At 43.2% G+C, this 15,996-nt stretch carries 16 protein-coding genes; 11 read left to right on the forward strand and 5 right to left on the reverse strand.

Annotated elements, in window-relative coordinates:
• The first annotated feature begins 3 nt into the window (after positions 1–3).
• The 9 genes from ACSSS3_RS14145 to ACSSS3_RS14185 all read left to right on the forward strand — a co-directional run bounded on the left by ACSSS3_RS14145 (position 4) and on the right by ACSSS3_RS14185 (position 5,897).
• Entirely contained in the window at positions 4–345 is a 342-nt protein-coding gene (locus tag ACSSS3_RS14145; RefSeq protein ID WP_228228289.1) for an Hpt domain-containing protein, read from the forward strand.
• A complete protein-coding gene (locus ACSSS3_RS14150; protein ID WP_442845180.1) occupies positions 345–1,592 on the forward strand; it encodes a competence/damage-inducible protein A in 1,248 nt (415 codons plus the stop codon). Before ACSSS3_RS14145 ends, ACSSS3_RS14150 begins: the two co-directional genes overlap by 1 nt.
• A 79-nt stretch (positions 1,593–1,671) precedes the next feature.
• Positions 1,672–1,911 carry a 50S ribosomal protein L28 gene (gene rpmB / locus ACSSS3_RS14155; RefSeq protein ID WP_228228287.1) on the forward strand — a complete coding sequence of 80 codons (240 nt, stop codon included), beginning with the start codon at positions 1,672–1,674 and terminating at the stop codon, positions 1,909–1,911.
• 23 nt (positions 1,912–1,934) lie between these two features.
• Positions 1,935–2,117 (forward strand): 50S ribosomal protein L33, encoded by a 183-nt coding sequence (rpmG, locus tag ACSSS3_RS14160; RefSeq protein ID WP_028375871.1) that lies wholly within the window; start codon positions 1,935–1,937, stop codon positions 2,115–2,117.
• 3 nt (positions 2,118–2,120) lie between these two features.
• A complete protein-coding gene (locus ACSSS3_RS14165) occupies positions 2,121–2,273 on the forward strand; it encodes a DUF4295 domain-containing protein (protein ID WP_228228286.1) in 153 nt (50 codons plus the stop codon).
• Between the two features lie 226 nt (positions 2,274–2,499).
• The gene (ftsY, locus tag ACSSS3_RS14170; protein ID WP_228228285.1) at positions 2,500–3,453 is read left to right on the forward strand and encodes a signal recognition particle-docking protein FtsY; all 954 of its coding nucleotides are present in this window, start codon (positions 2,500–2,502) and stop codon (positions 3,451–3,453) included.
• Between the two features lie 85 nt (positions 3,454–3,538).
• Entirely contained in the window at positions 3,539–5,185 is a 1,647-nt protein-coding gene (locus ACSSS3_RS14175) for an amidase family protein (RefSeq protein ID WP_442845181.1), read from the forward strand.
• Positions 5,186–5,238: 53 nt separating this feature from the next.
• On the forward strand, positions 5,239–5,484 hold the full coding sequence (locus tag ACSSS3_RS14180) for a DUF6364 family protein (RefSeq protein WP_442845182.1): 246 nt from the start codon (positions 5,239–5,241) through the stop codon (positions 5,482–5,484).
• Positions 5,481–5,897 (forward strand): type II toxin-antitoxin system VapC family toxin, encoded by a 417-nt coding sequence (locus tag ACSSS3_RS14185; RefSeq protein WP_442845183.1) that lies wholly within the window; start codon positions 5,481–5,483, stop codon positions 5,895–5,897. Before ACSSS3_RS14180 ends, ACSSS3_RS14185 begins: the two co-directional genes overlap by 4 nt.
• On the opposite strand, the gene ACSSS3_RS14190 is transcribed toward ACSSS3_RS14185, so the two are convergent.
• Entirely contained in the window at positions 5,890–6,966 is a 1,077-nt protein-coding gene (locus tag ACSSS3_RS14190) for a serine hydrolase domain-containing protein (RefSeq protein WP_442845184.1), read from the reverse strand. The two genes, ACSSS3_RS14185 and ACSSS3_RS14190, sit on opposite strands and share 8 nt — an antisense overlap.
• A gap of 171 nt (positions 6,967–7,137) precedes the next feature.
• On the opposite strand from ACSSS3_RS14190, the gene rimO reads away from it, so the two are divergent.
• Positions 7,138–8,445: a 30S ribosomal protein S12 methylthiotransferase RimO gene (gene rimO / locus ACSSS3_RS14195; protein ID WP_442845185.1), complete on the forward strand. Its 1,308-nt coding sequence runs from the start codon at positions 7,138–7,140 to the stop codon at positions 8,443–8,445.
• Between the two features lie 31 nt (positions 8,446–8,476).
• A complete protein-coding gene (locus ACSSS3_RS14200) occupies positions 8,477–8,920 on the forward strand; it encodes a hypothetical protein (RefSeq protein ID WP_228228280.1) in 444 nt (147 codons plus the stop codon).
• Here the strand turns inward: ACSSS3_RS14200 and ACSSS3_RS14205 are convergent.
• The 4 genes from ACSSS3_RS14205 to ACSSS3_RS14220 all read right to left on the reverse strand — a co-directional run bounded on the left by ACSSS3_RS14205 (position 8,883) and on the right by ACSSS3_RS14220 (position 15,875).
• Entirely contained in the window at positions 8,883–9,887 is a 1,005-nt protein-coding gene (locus tag ACSSS3_RS14205; RefSeq protein WP_228228279.1) for a carboxypeptidase-like regulatory domain-containing protein, read from the reverse strand. The genes ACSSS3_RS14200 and ACSSS3_RS14205 overlap by 38 nt on opposite strands.
• 69 nt (positions 9,888–9,956) lie before the next feature.
• Positions 9,957–12,803, reverse strand: a complete 2,847-nt coding sequence (locus tag ACSSS3_RS14210; RefSeq protein ID WP_442845186.1) for a M16 family metallopeptidase — start codon at positions 12,801–12,803, stop codon at positions 9,957–9,959.
• An 18-nt stretch (positions 12,804–12,821) separates the two neighbouring features.
• Positions 12,822–13,388: a mechanosensitive ion channel family protein gene (locus tag ACSSS3_RS14215; protein ID WP_442845187.1), complete on the reverse strand. Its 567-nt coding sequence runs from the start codon at positions 13,386–13,388 to the stop codon at positions 12,822–12,824.
• Between the two features lie 6 nt (positions 13,389–13,394).
• Positions 13,395–15,875, reverse strand: a complete 2,481-nt coding sequence (locus ACSSS3_RS14220; RefSeq protein ID WP_442845188.1) for a M14 family metallopeptidase — start codon at positions 15,873–15,875, stop codon at positions 13,395–13,397.
• Between the last annotated feature and the right edge of the window lie 121 nt (positions 15,876–15,996).

Here is a 15,996-nt window from a genome sequence, read left to right on the forward strand (position 1 = left end):
ATTATGCCCAAACATTATGACCTGTACCAGCTAGAAGATATGTCTGGCGGTGACAAAGAATTTATGCAAACTGTTGTAGAGACTTTTTTAACCGAAATTCCTCCGGATCTTCAAAGTATGAACATGGCAATCGATAACGACAACCACAGGATGGCCTACCAGTTTGCTCATAAAATGAAACCCAATCTGGAAATGTTCGGGATAGATCTTATACGGGAAATTTCAGCAATGGAGCGCTGGGCAGACACCAGTAAACCTACTTCGGTCATACGCCCGCAACTCGACACAATTAACAAAATGGTTTCTGACGCCATTGAAGAAATGCGTAAAGACTGGAAAATGTAATGCAGGCACACATTATTACAATTGGTGATGAGATTCTCATAGGCCAGATTGTAGACACCAATTCGGCTTTTATTGCCAAAGAACTCGATAAAATAGGCATTGAAGTTGCCGAAATATCATCGATTTCAGATTCTAAACAACACATTGTAGATACCTTAAATGCCGCCCGGCAGCGCTGTCAGGTGGTTTTGATCACAGGCGGTCTTGGTCCCACTAAAGATGATGTTACCAAGCATACCTTTTGTGAATTTTTTAAAGATGAGCTGGTTGAAGATCCCGGTGTTCTGGCAAATATTGAAAGGATATTCAAGCATCATGTGGGCAGGCCAATGCTGCCCGCAAACCGATCTCAGGCTTTGGTTCCCAGCAAGTGCACGGTGCTGATGAATAAAAACGGTACCGCTCCGGGAATGTGGATGAAAAGGGATGATACCGTATTCATCTCCATGCCCGGTGTGCCTTTTGAGATGAAAGCCTTAATGACCGATGAGGTGATTCCCCGGCTTCAGAAAGAGTTCAGCCGGCCTTATATTCTTCATAAAACCTTACAGACCTACGGACGTGGAGAGAGTGAGATTGCAGACACGATTGAAGATTTCGAGAATAACCTGCCTTCAGCTATAAAGTTGGCTTATCTGCCTGCTTTAGGTAAGGTGCGCTTAAGACTTTCTACTAAAGGTCCCAATCGCGATGTTTTAGAACGAAATCTGGCCGAACAGATTGCAAAACTACAGGAATTGATAGGCGATATCATCGTAGGTTATGATGATGGCGAATTGATCGAAGTCGTAGTAGGGAATCTCTTCAAACAGAAAAATAAAACGCTCGCTGTCGCCGAAAGCTGTACGGGAGGTCAAATTGCTGCGGCTATAACGGCTATTCCGGGCGCTTCAGGCTATTTTAAGGGCGGAATGGTTACCTATGCCACACACAGCAAGGTAGAGCTGCTTAAAATAGATCAGAAATTAATTGACACACATTCGGTTGTAAGTGCTCCGGTAGCCGAAGCAATGGCTTTAGCGGTTCAAAACTGGTACAAGTCAGACTTTGCAGTCTCTACAACCGGTAATGCAGGACCTTCAAAAGGAGATTCTGATGCCGATGTGGGCACAGTTTTTATTGGGATCGCCACTCCCAATGGTGTTTATTCGCAGGAATTTAAGATGGGAAGTCAGCGGGAGCGGGTCATTTCAAAAAGTGTAAACAAGGCATTTGAACTGCTTCAAAAAGAAATTTTAAAAAACTAGGCTTTTGTGTTGGTCAACTTGTTTTAGTTCTGTAAATTTGCACCCTGTTTTTCAGTAACACATTATAAAGTTAAGAATCATGTCAAGAGTTTGTGAGCTTACGGGCAAAAAAGCAATGGTAGGAAACAATGTTTCTCACGCGATGAATAAAACCAAGCGTAAATTTGATGCCAATCTAATCAAAAAACGTTTTTACATCCCTGAGGAAGATAAGTGGGTAACACTTAAAATTTCTACAGCCGCTCTTAAAAATATAAATAAGAAAGGTATTACCGCTGTGCTTAAAGAGGCTCGCGCTAAAGGCTTTCTTACTAAGTAATAACGGTATAACGATTAGGAATTATGGCAAAGAAAGGCAATAGAGTACAGGTAATTTTAGAGTGCACAGAGCATAAAGCTTCCGGAAAACCGGGAACTTCTCGTTATATTACCACTAAGAATAAAAAGAACACCCCAGATAGAATGGAGTTGAAGAAATTCAACCCAATCTTGAATAAAATGACTGTTCACAAAGAAATAAAATAAGACATGGCAAAGAAATCAGTAGCAACATTACAGACCGGTTCAAAACGTTTGACCAAAGCCATTAAAATGGTTAAATCTCCTAAGACAGGTGCATATACTTTCGTAGAGGCAGTAATGACACCAGAACTTGTAGGAGAGTTCTTAGATAAAAAATAAAACATTTTAAATGTTTATCTGGAGCCGTTGCACATAGTGTGACGGCTTTTTGTATTTCCTAATTGGCGCCGCCAGAGGCTAAAGGTTGTCAAGGCTTTTTTTAAATTGGAAATATGTTGGTGCCAGGTGTAATTTAGACTTGCTCCAACCTTATTTACTTTTAGTGATTTCAAAATCCTTATAAAGGCAATACCTTTGCCCAGCTAACCAATGCATCCTGAATACGATGAGTTTTTTTAAAAATATATTTTCCAAAGAAAAGAAGGAAACTTTAGACAAAGGTCTGGAGAAAACCAATACCAACTTTTTAAGCAAACTGGGTAAAGCCGTTGCAGGTAAGAGCAAGGTAGATGATGAAGTGCTTGATGATCTGGAAGAAGTACTGGTGTCCAGCGATGTCGGGGTGACAACAACCATCAAAATCATAGACCGTATTGAAGCACGTGTTGCTAAGGATAAATACCTGGGAACCGAAGAACTCAATTCTATTTTACGCGAAGAAATCGCAGGTTTACTTAGCGAAACCAATGCAGGCAATGCGACCGACTTTTCGGTTCCTGCTAAAAAGCCTTACGTTATTATGGTTGTAGGCGTTAATGGTGTGGGTAAGACCACTACCATAGGGAAGCTTGCCTACCAGTTTAAACAAAAAGGCCTGAAGGTAGTTCTCGGAGCTGGCGACACCTTTAGAGCCGCGGCTATAGATCAGTTGCAGATTTGGGCAGATCGGGTAGATGTACCTATCATCAAGCAGCAAATGGGCAGTGATCCTGCTTCAGTGGCTTACGATACGGTGCAAAGTGCAGTAAAAATGGATGCCGATGTGGTGATCATAGATACCGCCGGACGTTTGCACAACAAAGTAAACCTGATGAATGAGCTGAGTAAAGTAAAACGGGTAATGCAAAAGGTGATTGCCGACGCTCCTGACGAAGTTCTACTTGTTTTAGATGGCTCTACCGGGCAAAATGCCTTTGAACAGGCCAAACAGTTTACTGCGGCTACCGAAGTTACTTCGCTTGCTGTTACCAAGCTTGACGGTACTGCCAAAGGTGGCGTGGTTATCGGCATCAGCGATCAGTTTCAAATTCCCGTAAAGTATATAGGAGTAGGTGAGGGTATTGAAGATTTACAGGTATTTAATAAGATTGAATTTGTAGATTCGTTTTTTAGAGTCTAAAAATTAGCAATTACATCAAAATAGAAAGGCATCCACATTCGTGAGATGCCTTTTTGTATTTTTAGAGGAAAATCTACCTCAGACTATGAAAAACCTACTACTGCTTTTCACAGCTCTTGCTGTCCTTTCGTGTAAAGAAAATCAATCGGCATCAACAGTTGTAGAGTCAACAGAAACTGTAAAAGACACTACCGTCAAAGAACGCGAGTATGCCGTGCTCGATTCTAAAGTTTTAAATACCGAAGCGCTCTGGTCACCATTTCAAGATGCATTGGAAAAATTTTCAGAAGCTGATTATGAAAAAGTAAAAGCACTTGCTTTCGAAAAAACCATTCCTGAAATTCAGGAGGCTAAAGCAAATGGTAAACTTACCTACGAAGAACTGGTTCTTTTTTATTTAAGCCGAATTAAAAAATACGATCGAAATAATGAGCTGTCGCTTAACTCTGTTATTGCTTTAAATCCTAAGGTGCTTGAAGAAGCGCGAAAACTTGATTTGCAGGAAAAGCTGTTGATAGATAGGTATTCCATTCATGGGATGCCGGTTTTGCTAAAGGATAACATCAATGCGGCGGGTATGCCAACTACAGCAGGTGCCGTGGTTTTTGAGAACAACAATGCAGATGATGCATTTATCACCCAAAAACTAAAAGAACAGGGCGCTTTGATCCTGGGAAAAGCCAATCTAAGCGAGTGGGCCTATTTCTTTTGTAATGATTGCCCCAGCGGCTATTCGGCTGTTGGCGGACAAACCTTAAACCCCTACGGCCGTAAGATTCACGATACCGGCGGTTCCAGTTCGGGGAGCGGGGTGTCTATGGCGGCCAACTTTGCTGTTGCTGCGGTAGGATCAGAAACCAGCGGATCTATTTTGTCACCATCCAGTGCCAATTCGGTTGTTGGGCTAAAACCCACCATTGGTTTGTTGTCACGCGGCGGTATTGTGCCTATCTCGAGTACGCTTGACACACCGGGCCCAATGACGCGATCGGTAATTGACAATGCAATTTTGTTGCAGGCGATGACGGGGCTCGATCCCGAAGACGAGAAGGCAGTTAAACTGGCAGCAACACAAACCGATTATGTAAAGCCTTTAAAAGATTTGGATGCTAGAGAATTCCTGAAAGGCAAACGCCTGGGCTATTATAAAAGTTACGAGGATACGTTGTACATTCAGGCGGTTTCGGCATTACGGGATGCCGGTGCTACGTTGGTAGAACTAGAGCGTCCTGAGATTGATCTTCCGCAGTTTTTACGCGTACTCAATCTCGATATGCAAAACGATCTACCGGCTTATATAGCTGCGTATGGAGCTAAAGATCTTGCAGTGAAAGATCTAAACGACATCACGGCTTTCAATAAGAAGGATTCACTAATACGTATGCCTTACGGCCAGGGTTTGTTGTATGGAGTGCTTGCCGATTCGGCTTCTGCTGAAGAATTTACTGCGATTAAAGACACCTTAGAACGCAACGGAAGGCAGTTTTTTGATGAACCTATGAAAGCGAATGACCTGGATGCAGTATTGTCTATCAATAATTATATGGCAGGTTACGCGGCAGTAGCCAAATATCCTGCAATTACGGTGCCTATGGGCTATTCTGAAACCAATCAGCCGATGGGACTCACGTTTATCGCACCAACCTTATCAGAAGAACTCTTGCTTCAGTTGGCGTATGCCTATGAAAGCATTTCGCAAAAGCGAAAGACTCCGGGAGATTTTGATGAGTAAACATTTTAATCATACGTATAGATTATTTAAATTTATACGTAAATATTTAGGGTATGGATACTAAACTCACATTAAAACTGAATCAGGAAGTCATAGAAAAGGCTAAGGCATACGCTTCAACCAGAAAAATGAGCCTATCTCGTATCGTTGAGGCGTATTTGCAATCTCTAACATCAAATGAAATCGAGGAGGAGTTTGAGATATCTGCATTTGTCAAAAGTATTGCGACAGGTAACAAAATTCCTTTAGACATTGATGAAAAGGAGTATGCTGATGCGCTATTGGAAAAATATAAATGAAAAAGCGCTTATTCATAGACACCAATATAATGCTTGATTTATTGGGCGAACGGGAGCCTTACTACGAGTATATAGCAAAGATTGCCACGCTGGCAGAAAAAGAAGTTTTAACTATGGTTGTTTCTCCTATATCTTTTGCAACGGTGAATTATTTTATTTCAAAATTTGAAAGTTTAGAGATTGCCAGAGAGAAACTTCGCAAGTTTAGAATTTTAAGTGAGGTATTTTCGCTCAGCCCGCAGACACTCGATAAGGCTCTTAATTCTACTATAAAGGATTTTGAAGATGCTCTACAATATTTTAGCGCAACAGAATCATCCTGCGATTATATCATAACCAGAAACGGGAAAGATTTTAAAGAATCCCAGCTTCCCGTTATGACTGCAGAGGAGTTCTTAAAAAGTATTATTTAAAAACCTCCTTCAAAACTCCCCACAACTCATTATCAAAACTCGTAGGTCCCAGGTCGTCGGCGTCAGCAGCAGGACCCAGGCGTACAATAACGCGGTTTTGACTGGGAATTACGTAGAGCTTTTTATCGTTGGCCCCCAGACCGGCAATGAGATCATCCGGGGCATTGGGAATTAATTTTCCGGTAAAGCTTTCTGTAAGGCTGGGAAGTTTAAAGCTGCTTTTTCCATTTAGCCACCAGAGGTATCCGTAAGCCGGGTTAAGCGGCTGTGACGTATTGATCATCGCATCCCAGTAGTCGGTATTCAGCAGCTTGTTTTCGCCCCAGCTTCCTTTATTTAAATTGAGAAGTCCAAAGCGTGCCATCCCTCGGGCTGTACTAAAATACACATTGTTGTAGCCTAGACTTACCCAGCGACCGTCCATTCCTATTCGGTCTTTCAGGTCTGCTTTAAAAAAAGCATCAAAACCATTTGGAGCTGCGGCATCAAGTACCGGCTGAAGCAGGGTGTAATACGCATTGTAATAGTACCATTCGGTTCCCGGAGCTTTGCGATAGTACAGGCATTCCGGGTCATAGCAATGAATGTCGCCCCTTGTGAAGTCACCACCGGAAGTCATTGTAAGTTGGTTTTTTATGGTAATCGCATCTTCCTGAGCCGGGGTCATAGAGGTCCAGCCTCTGCCCAGATAGTCGGTGGTTTTGTCATCAAGCTCTAACAATCCCTTTTGTTCAGCGAGCCCTACCGTAAAAGCCGTCAGGGTTTTTCCGGCAGAATTCCAGGCAAAGAAATCTGCTGCAGTTTTTCCGTCATAATAGGCTTCAAAAGCTATTTTTCCGTTTTCTAAAATGATGAAGGCTTCGGTATTGGTGTCTGTAAGAAAAGTATCCAGATTATTCAATGCTGCAGTATTCCATCCCAATTCGGCGGGGCTTACCGTCTCCCAGGTTGAACCGGTCAATGGTGGAAAGTACAGGTTTTCATCAGGCGCGGGACCTTCAGTATCATCAGAGCCCGAAGAGCAGGAGCAAACCAAAAGCGCAGCAAAAAGATATAAAAGCGTCTTCATAAACAGGGATTTACGGCTTTGACCAAATTAAACATAAAATGGTTTAATCAGAATGGTCACTTTTTAAAATGGAACAAAAAATCGGCTTATTCCGGGTATGCAGATACCTTGGTTATGAGCTTATAGATTGACGAATTTACCGTATCTTTGCGCCCCGAAATAAAGAGCCTTATGCGTACTAAAACCCTTAAGAAGAACAAAATAAACGTGGTAACCCTGGGTTGCTCGAAGAACGTTTATGACAGTGAAGTGTTGATGGGCCAGCTGCGTGCCAACAATAAAGAGGTTGCGCACGAGGAGGAAGGGAATGTCGTGGTGATTAATACCTGTGGTTTTATCGCTAACGCGAAAGAAGAATCGGTGAATACCATTCTTGAATACGTACAAAAGAAGGAAGACGGCCTGGTTGATAAGGTTTTTGTTACGGGTTGCCTTTCCGAACGTTATAAACCCGATTTGCAGAAGGAAATTCCTAATGTAGATCAGTATTTTGGTACTACCGAACTTCCGTTATTACTGAAGGCTTTAGGTGCAGATTACAAGCACGAACTCATCGGTGAGCGCTTAACGACTACGCCAAAAAATTATGCGTATTTAAAAATAGCCGAAGGTTGTGACCGTCCCTGCTCGTTTTGTGCAATCCCATTGATGCGTGGTGGACATAAAAGTACGCCGATTGAAAACCTGGTTATCGAAGCCGGAAAACTAGCCGCAAACGGAATTAAGGAACTTATTCTAATCGCGCAGGATCTTACCTATTATGGGCTTGATTTATACAAGGAGCGGGCACTTGCCAAGCTTTTGCGCGAGCTGGTAAAGGTGGAAGGCATAGAATGGATTCGTCTGCATTACGCGTTTCCTACCGGTTTCCCAATGGATGTGCTGGATGTGATGCTCGAAGAACCAAAGGTGTGTAATTATATCGACATTCCGTTACAGCATATTTCAACCAAATTGCTGAAGTCGATGCGTCGTGGTACTACCTACGAAAAAACCAATGCGTTATTGAAGACCTTCCGGGAGAAAGTACCGCAAATGGCGATACGTACAACCTTGATTGTGGGTTATCCGGGCGAAACTCAGGAAGATTTTGAGTTGCTACGCGATTGGGTAAAAGAAATGCGTTTTGAGCGTTTGGGTTGTTTTACCTACTCGCACGAAGAAAATACCCACGCGTATAATCTGGAAGATGATGTTCCGGAAGACGTAAAGATGGAGCGTGCCAACGAGATTATGGCCTTGCAGTCGCAGATCAGCTGGGAATTGAATCAGGAAAAAATAGGGAAGGAGTTCCGTATCGTGATTGACCGTAAAGAAGGGAACTATTTCGTGGGCAGAACCGAATTTGATTCACCGGATGTGGATAACGAAGTTTTGATAGACGCCACGAAACATTATTTGAAAACCGGAGAGTATACCCGGGTTAAAATCACCGAAGCCGAAGATTTTGACTTATACGCCGAGCCGGTTACAAATTAAATGTTTAGTTTTAGGAGTAAAATAAACTCTGATGACTACAATTACCTCTAAACTGCATAAAAAGCAACGCAACTATTTATTGATTTTTGGTTTTTTGTATTTGATTGTGGGCGGTATAGAATATGCTCTAGATTCCGGCTCTGTCTTAAATTGGTCGTATCTGATATTTGGTGTAGTTATGCTGACCGTTCTAGCCTACCAACTCTACAATAAGCGATTATTCTCTGTGATTAAGTGGGATTCTAAAAAGCTGATTCTAAAGGCTCCGGAGCAAAAGCCGATTGTGTTTGACAGGAAAGCAATCAAATCAATTAAACTTACCGATAAAAGCCTGACGATCAACGCAGGCCTCGGTTCTGGCGAAATGATGGATCTCGATTATTTCAAGGAAGAAGATCTGGCATTCTTTAATAAAGAATTTGTTCAGGAGAACTCGTCTAGGGCTGAAGCTTATAATTTTGCGGAAGCATCATAGCGAGACGTCTTCTCCCCATGGCACCTCCAATTATAATCCCCGAAGGTGGAAAATGATTGCCAAATTTATCAATTTGAAATGGTACTTTAGCCGTAATAGAAGACTGCTGGTCATTATCAAAAAGAATAGAAAGTTGTTCTGCCGTTTGCTCTACGTGTATGTTTTCTTCACCCTGTTGCAACTTAAAAAACTGATAGGGGGCTACTTCAAAACTTTTGTGAAAAATACGGAAACCGTGCTCCCCAAGTTTTTGATTTGCGAGTGACCTCATAAAATGAAGGGTCGAACCTTCAAAGGCTTCATCGCGGTGCTTTTTGAAACGCCGGGGTACTTTAGGTTTAAGTTCTCTGAAAAAGCTGGTCCCCGCGTAGTAAACCATATATACCAGATTCAGGTCAGATTTTAGGCTCTTTTCATAATCGATGTAAAAGTCCTGCAACTCATAGTCTATTACGTAGCCCAGATACTTGTTTTCGATTTGAATGGGTTTAGTGGCCCAGGCAACCAGCCTTTTTTTTGAAGCGCTGTAATGCAGTTTTATAACTTCTTCATTGAGGATTTTCACGTTTTTAGACACCTCAGTTCCGCCTAAAAACTCCCGTTTAAATTCCCGCATTTTATGCTCCCGAGACCAGGGGTCGGTTTCCAGAAAGACTTCACCCAGTTGCTCGGTGCTTTCCGTTAAGTAAACAACAGGAAGTTCGCTTATGTTTTGATAATTATTAATGTATACGGGATTATAACCCAGCATACTAATCACCAAAGCACTCTTTACTCCCGGCTGTATAGCAATTGAGTAATGGCCGTCCTTATTGGTAATTGTACCTAAAGTCGTTCCGTCAAAATAAATGGAAACATCTGCCAGTGCGGTAGAATCCTGAGCACTATAAACGTAACCCGAAAGTCTATCCTGTGCAAAGCCCGAAAGCGAAAGACACAGCCCCAATACACGTATCAAATACCTCATGAAAAGAAAAACTATTAGTATAGTTATAAAACTACACTAATAGTTTTCAAATAACGAAATTTCTGAACTTTATTTTTTTAAAGCTGGCTGTGGCTCCAGATTTTCAGTAACGATCTGAACTTCAAGACCCAAATCTTTCACTTTTTGTAATTGGGTTTTAGCATCGCCTACAATTATATAGATCATCCTGTCAGGATTTGCATAGATATTTGCAAGTGACTTAATCTTATCGAGTGTGATGGTTTTCATCGTTTCCTGTTGCTTCAGGATATAGTCTGGCTTATAGTTGAACGTAGCAATTTCGCCCAGATAATTCAATTTGGCGGCCGGAGTTTCAAAATTACGGGCTTCACTTTTTAAGAAATAGCCTTTGGTAAGTTCGAGATCTTCTTCATCAAAATCAGTCGCATAGCTGCTCATAATATCACGTACCAGCTGCGTACTTTCTGCAGTTACATTGCTGCGGACTCCGCTGGTCACCAGGAAGGGACCGGGCAGGGCAGAACCCTCAAAACGGGAACGAATGCCATACGTATAGCCTTTGGTCTCGCGCAGCATTTGGGTAAGCTCACTGGCAAAACCACCACCACCCAAACGGTAATTCATCATCGTTGCCGGTAAATAATCAGGGTTTGAAGCGGCAAGGGCTACATAGCCAAACCGCAACTGAGACTGTTTGGCATCGGGAACATCCAGAAAATAAACAACCGGTTTTTTAGGCGTTTTATCAAATTTTGGAGCGGGAATGCTTACTTCCTTGCGCGTCCAGTTCGTCACGAGTGGTTCTAATACCGAAAGGGCTGTAGCTTCATTTAATGCCCCTACGAGTTGCACATCGGTGAGATTGGGAACCAGATTTTCGTAGTAGTTCTTTAAATCTTCAAGCTGAAGGGCTTCAACAGATTGCGTGGTGCCCAGAATATTTTTGGCCAGCACATGGTCCTTTCCGTATATGGCTTTCGCGAAAGCGAGATCGGCAATACTACCCGGATCTGCTTTTTGCTGCTGAATGCGGGTGAGCACTTCTTTTTTCTGAAGCTCAAATTCTAAAGCATCCCAGCGTGGTTGTAAAAGCATTTCAGAGACTAAAGCCATCGTCTTATCAAAATTGCGAGCCAGAGTTGTTCCGCGTAATGTGATGCTTTCAGCGCCGGCATACACATAAACCGAAGCCCCCAGCAAATCTAAAGCTTCTTCAAGCTCGGCTGTGTTTTTGGTTGCGGTACCTTTGGTCATTAATCCTGCGGTAAGATTGGCAACTCCGTTTTTATTTTCGGGCTCCAGGAGCAAACCGCCTTGCATTTTAAATTCAAAATTTACCAGAGGCACTTCATCACTGAGGATGCCATAAACCTGAAGTCCGTTTTCTAATTGTTGCGACCAGACTTCCGGAACTTTAATCTCAGGAGATTTGCCGTAAGGTGGTTCAATGCTGCGGTCAAATGAGGAAGGCGTACGCTCGTATTCGGCAGTTAGTGATGGATCAAAGCTTTCTTCGGAACCGTTTACGATTTGCTCTTCCACAACTTCAGCTGGCTCTGCTCCTTCGAGAGCCAGAGCAGCTTCGCCTTTGGGGACAAAACTGGTTACTACATAATTTTTGCCTTTGATGTAAGTATCGTAGGCTGCCTTTACGTCAGCGGCAGTAACCGCCTGTATTTCTTTAATATCCTGATTGATGTAACCCGGGCTTCCGGCAAAAATCTGATATTGCGCCAGTTGAAAACCTTTGCCTAGAGCACTGCTCAGGCTATTGAAAAAGCGGGTTTCCTGCGTGGCTTTGATGCGCTCGAGATCCCGCTCGCTGATTCCGTTTGCCTCAAAAAGCGTAAAAGCCTGCTCAATCCCGGTTTGTACCGAATCGAGATCAACCCCGGCATTAGCACGTACGCTAAGACTCACTTCCCCGGCCAGTTCAGAACCGAAGTAACGCATAGACGGGTTGGTTGCAAGCTGAAGCGTATCAACAAGGATGCTGTTGAGCGGTGCTTTCTTTCCTTCAGAGAGATAGGTTGTAAGTACGCTCAGCGCGTACGAATCAGGCGTATATTCAGCAGGAGCCGGCCAGGTCATCGTAAGCTGTGGCAGGCGAGCGAAATTATCTTCGTAAAAAAGACTTTTGGTAGTCTCTAAAGTAGGAATACGTTTTTCAAGCGGAGTAACTTCTTCGCCACGAGGGATTTCGCCAAAATACTTTTGTACCCATTCTTTTACCTGAGCGGGGTCAAAGTCTCCTGCAATGCTCAGCGTCACATTATTGGGCACATACCAGCGGTTGTAGAATTCTTTAACATCGGCCAGGGTCGCGTTTTGCAAATCTTCAAGCGAACCAATCACCTGCCAGTTGTACGGATGATCCTTCGGATACAGATTTTTATGAATCACATAGCGCTCGTGCCCGTACGGACGGTTATCGTAGCTCTGACGCTTTTCGTTCTTAACCACCTGCTTTTCTTTAGCCAAAACCGGCTCAGTTACCGTATTGATGAAATAGCCCAGCTTATCCGCTTCGGCCCAAATCATCTTCTCCAGCGCATCGCTGGGTACGGTCTGAAAGTAATTGGTACGATCCCGGTTGGTCGATCCATTAGCTCCGCTGCCACCTACACGGGCGCTTAGTTTATCAAGACCGCCTTTACCCAGGTTTTCAGATTCTAAAAACAGGAGGTGCTCAAAGAGATGAGCAAAACCGGTACGTCCTTCTTTCTCACGGGCAGAGCCCACGTGCGCGGTAAGTGCAACCGCTGCCACAGGATCTGAGGTGTCCTGATGCAGAATTACCGTGAGCCCGTTATCTAAGGTGTATGCTTCATAACTTACTTCAAAGTCTGATTGGAATTCTTCGGTTTTTGTTTCGGTTTTGCAGGCTGTAAAAGCACAGGCAACGAGTAACAGGACAGTGATTTTTTGGATCATTTTAAAGGCGTAAACAGGTTAATCTTCTATTTGAGAACGGTTTGCTTCGCCGTCATCCTCTTCTTCTATTGGGTTTTCTTCAAAAAACTCCTCGGGCTTCATAATGCGCATGGTTTTTTGAGTAACTATGGTATTGGCAAGCGTATAGACGTGATTGTCCTTATTCCGCAGGTGCAAAAAGAAGAGGGTAATGTTTTCTACGCGACCGGCCATCGGGAAATCCTTATCTACAATTTCGACATAATCCCCAATTTTTAGCGGATGATTGAAAAAGAGTATAAGTCCCGAAGTGATGTTGCTCAGTAACGACCATTGTGCAAAAAAAGCAACTCCTAAAATGGTCAAAATAGAGCCAATACCTGCAATAACATCTGCTCCTTTAAGTCCCCAGATCATTGCCAGAGAAAAACCCAGGACCACAAAAAATAGGATGTTAAGTACTTTTATGGTAATCTGCTTTCGGGTAATATCAAAATTCGCACGCAGATAGCGTCTTATAATAAGTTTGGAAACCATGTAGCGAATAAGCAGCAACACGGCCAAAAAAATGATACTTTCAAGTATTTTGAGTTCTATAAAATTCACGGCAAATTAATTTCTATACGATGAAGGATTAGCGATAAACAGAGCGTTTACAAAAAAGAGCTTTCCATTTTCCCAAAAGGCGCGAAATAACGGATCATCTGCCAGATATATCAGACTACCGCGTCCCATAGGTTCCTGACCAAAAATCAGGGAGTTTTTTAAACCGGTAAGAGCATCGGCACCCGCAAAGCCCGAAACATTTTTAGGGTTTTCGCCCAGATAGACCACATTATAACCGGCATCGAGTAATTGATAAGCCTGATCACCAATTTTTAAACTGTAATAGGTGTCGTCATAGCCAAAAGCCAAAGGATGCGAGTTGTCTACCTGAGTTGCAAAAATGCTTCCGCTAATAAGATCTTTTGAGCTTTGCATTTCGCGATCTTTATAGGGAATCAGCTTTGCAGCGATTGAATCTTCAGCATTTTCTTCAGAATCCTCAGCTGTTTTAAGACTGAAACCATCCTGGTCTGCAAAAGCTCTAAGTGCGCCACGTATGGCAACCACGTTTCCACCCGAGCGAACCCAGCTCCTTATTTGGTCTAAGGCTTCGTCTGAAAGCGAATACCTTCCGTCAGGCATTACTAAAACATCGTAATCATTTAGATTGACGCGGCTCAATTCATCTGCGCGAATTGAAGTCACCGGGTAGTCTATTTGTTGCTCAAAGAAATGCCATGTGGCACCGTAGCTTAACGAACTCGTTTGCTCACCTGTGAGCATCGCGATTTTAGCTTTGTTGATGAGTTTAACGTCTGGCGAACCAAAGTCCGGCCCCGCGCTGGCAAAACTGGTTGAAGATGGCGTTAAGCTTCGTTTGAATTGATTGGCGATTTCAACGAGTTTTTCATCAAATGCTGAATGGTTTACATTGTCACTGCGTGTAATCACCAGACTCCCTGCCGGGTAGTCTTTATTCTCAAGGCGAAAAGCTTTTTCGCTAAAACGTACTTTGATGTTTTCTTTCAGCAAAGCGGCTAAGAAACGTGCATCCTGCATACTGTTCCATTTGCTAATGTAGCCCGCAGCATTGGTATTTACGGTATTCGACACTGCATCTACAGCTGAATCTGCAGTAGATGAGCCGTTAGAACTGCTCGCAACCGCATCAAGTCCATAAGCGTAAGGCAAGCTCCAGGCGGTAATATCATAGGTTAACGGAGTTGAAAGTGCGGCTTCAGGCTCTAATAAAACGTGAACCAGTTTTCCTTTGGGCTGATTGGTACTAACAACAAGAGCACGGTCGTAAGAAAGGCTTTCGTTTTTCTGAGAGGTATAGTTGTAACCGCTGGTTTTGCCTTTTCCGGTAAATTGATACTTGATTCCGTGAATATTAAACAAATCGGCCAACGCCTGCAAATGATCTGCTTCACCGCTAAGGGTAAAGCTTTTGTACGCCACATCAGGAGCACTGAAGTATTTTTTGAATTCCGCATTCAGTTTTTCGGCATTTTGAGAGGCGATTTCCACAGTTGAGATTCCGGTAGTAAAATGATGCTGCACCCGATCTACCAGGGTGAGTACTTCGCCATCTGATGTTTTAATACCCAGACCCGCACCGCCATTACCGGCCTGCTCATAAGTCATCCCAATCGCACCGGTATAGGTAGGATAGGTATCGCCGTAGCTGGGATACAGCAGGTCAAAACGCTCCCGGGTAAAAAACAACCAACCATTTTTATCAAAGTATTTGGCGTGGTTGGCACCGATTTGCGTCTGGAAATCCCGTTGAAACGGAGTTATGATATCGTGAAAAGGCTCTGCAGCCGGTGCAAAATAGTAGGGTTCGTTAATACCCTGTTCGTGAAAATCTACGTGAATATGCGGCATCCACTGGTTGTATACTTTTAGACGCTGTTGGGTTTCTACCTGTGTCGCCCAGGCCCAGTCGCGGTTGAGGTCAAAAAGATAATGATTGGGACGACCACCGGGCCAGGGCTCATTGTGCTCAATCGCATCGGGGTTGGTGTCATAAGGGCTGGCCTTAACCTGATTGTACCAGTTGGCATAACGATCTCTTCCATCCGGATTTACGCAGGGATCTATAATTACGACCGTATTTTTTAGCCATTCCTTTTTGGTGGTGATCAGATCATAAAGCGTAAGCATCGAAGCCTCGGTGCTGCTTGCCTCATTACCGTGTACATTATAGCTAAGCCAAACTATGGCCTTGTCCGGACTCACGGAGCCGCTTTCCAAACCGGCATTTTTTAATTGATTGCTGCGAATGGTCTCCAGATTGGACAGATTTTCAGGTGTGGAAATCACGGCATAGGTGAGGGGTCTGCGTTCGTTTGTTTTTCCATATTCCTGATAGGTTACCCAGTCAGACTGCTCTGCTACGTGTTTAAAATAGGAAACTACGTTGGCGTGACGGGTAAACTCGGTGCCAATCTCATAGCCTAAAAATTCAGACGGACTTTGAAGGTTTTGTGCCGAAAGAATGGTGCACGTGAAGGTAAACAGGAAGAAAAAAGATCGAATCATCAGCGTTGTATTTTAGAAGCTTTAAAACTACTAAAATTAGAGCGAAGTCATCTGTGTGAATTAACGTAAATTTGGGGCTGTTAAAGCCCTATTCGTATTATTTTACCCTGTAAAAAACAGT

It is taken from the genome of Leeuwenhoekiella sp. H156, from assembly GCF_052218455.1.
Taxonomy (GTDB): Bacteria; Bacteroidota; Bacteroidia; order Flavobacteriales; family Flavobacteriaceae; genus Leeuwenhoekiella; species Leeuwenhoekiella parthenopeia.

What these genes read in the sequence shown, in the direction of transcription:
- ACSSS3_RS14145 (WP_228228289.1), top strand. Translation starts at nt 4, where the DNA reads ATGCCCAAACATTATGACCTGTACCAGCTAGAAGATATGTCTGGCGGT.
- ACSSS3_RS14150 (WP_442845180.1), top strand. Translation starts at nt 345, where the DNA reads ATGCAGGCACACATTATTACAATTGGTGATGAGATTCTCATAGGCCAG.
- rpmB (WP_228228287.1), top strand. Translation starts at nt 1,672, where the DNA reads ATGTCAAGAGTTTGTGAGCTTACGGGCAAAAAAGCAATGGTAGGAAAC.
- rpmG (WP_028375871.1), top strand. Translation starts at nt 1,935, where the DNA reads ATGGCAAAGAAAGGCAATAGAGTACAGGTAATTTTAGAGTGCACAGAG.
- ACSSS3_RS14165 (WP_228228286.1), top strand. Translation starts at nt 2,121, where the DNA reads ATGGCAAAGAAATCAGTAGCAACATTACAGACCGGTTCAAAACGTTTG.
- ftsY (WP_228228285.1), top strand. Translation starts at nt 2,500, where the DNA reads ATGAGTTTTTTTAAAAATATATTTTCCAAAGAAAAGAAGGAAACTTTA.
- ACSSS3_RS14175 (WP_442845181.1), top strand. Translation starts at nt 3,539, where the DNA reads ATGAAAAACCTACTACTGCTTTTCACAGCTCTTGCTGTCCTTTCGTGT.
- ACSSS3_RS14180 (WP_442845182.1), top strand. Translation starts at nt 5,239, where the DNA reads ATGGATACTAAACTCACATTAAAACTGAATCAGGAAGTCATAGAAAAG.
- ACSSS3_RS14185 (WP_442845183.1), top strand. Translation starts at nt 5,481, where the DNA reads ATGAAAAAGCGCTTATTCATAGACACCAATATAATGCTTGATTTATTG.
- ACSSS3_RS14190 (WP_442845184.1), bottom strand. Translation starts at nt 6,966, where the DNA reads ATGAAGACGCTTTTATATCTTTTTGCTGCGCTTTTGGTTTGCTCCTGC.
- rimO (WP_442845185.1), top strand. Translation starts at nt 7,138, where the DNA reads ATGCGTACTAAAACCCTTAAGAAGAACAAAATAAACGTGGTAACCCTG.
- ACSSS3_RS14200 (WP_228228280.1), top strand. Translation starts at nt 8,477, where the DNA reads ATGACTACAATTACCTCTAAACTGCATAAAAAGCAACGCAACTATTTA.
- ACSSS3_RS14205 (WP_228228279.1), bottom strand. Translation starts at nt 9,887, where the DNA reads ATGAGGTATTTGATACGTGTATTGGGGCTGTGTCTTTCGCTTTCGGGC.
- ACSSS3_RS14210 (WP_442845186.1), bottom strand. Translation starts at nt 12,803, where the DNA reads ATGATCCAAAAAATCACTGTCCTGTTACTCGTTGCCTGTGCTTTTACA.
- ACSSS3_RS14220 (WP_442845188.1), bottom strand. Translation starts at nt 15,875, where the DNA reads ATGATTCGATCTTTTTTCTTCCTGTTTACCTTCACGTGCACCATTCTT.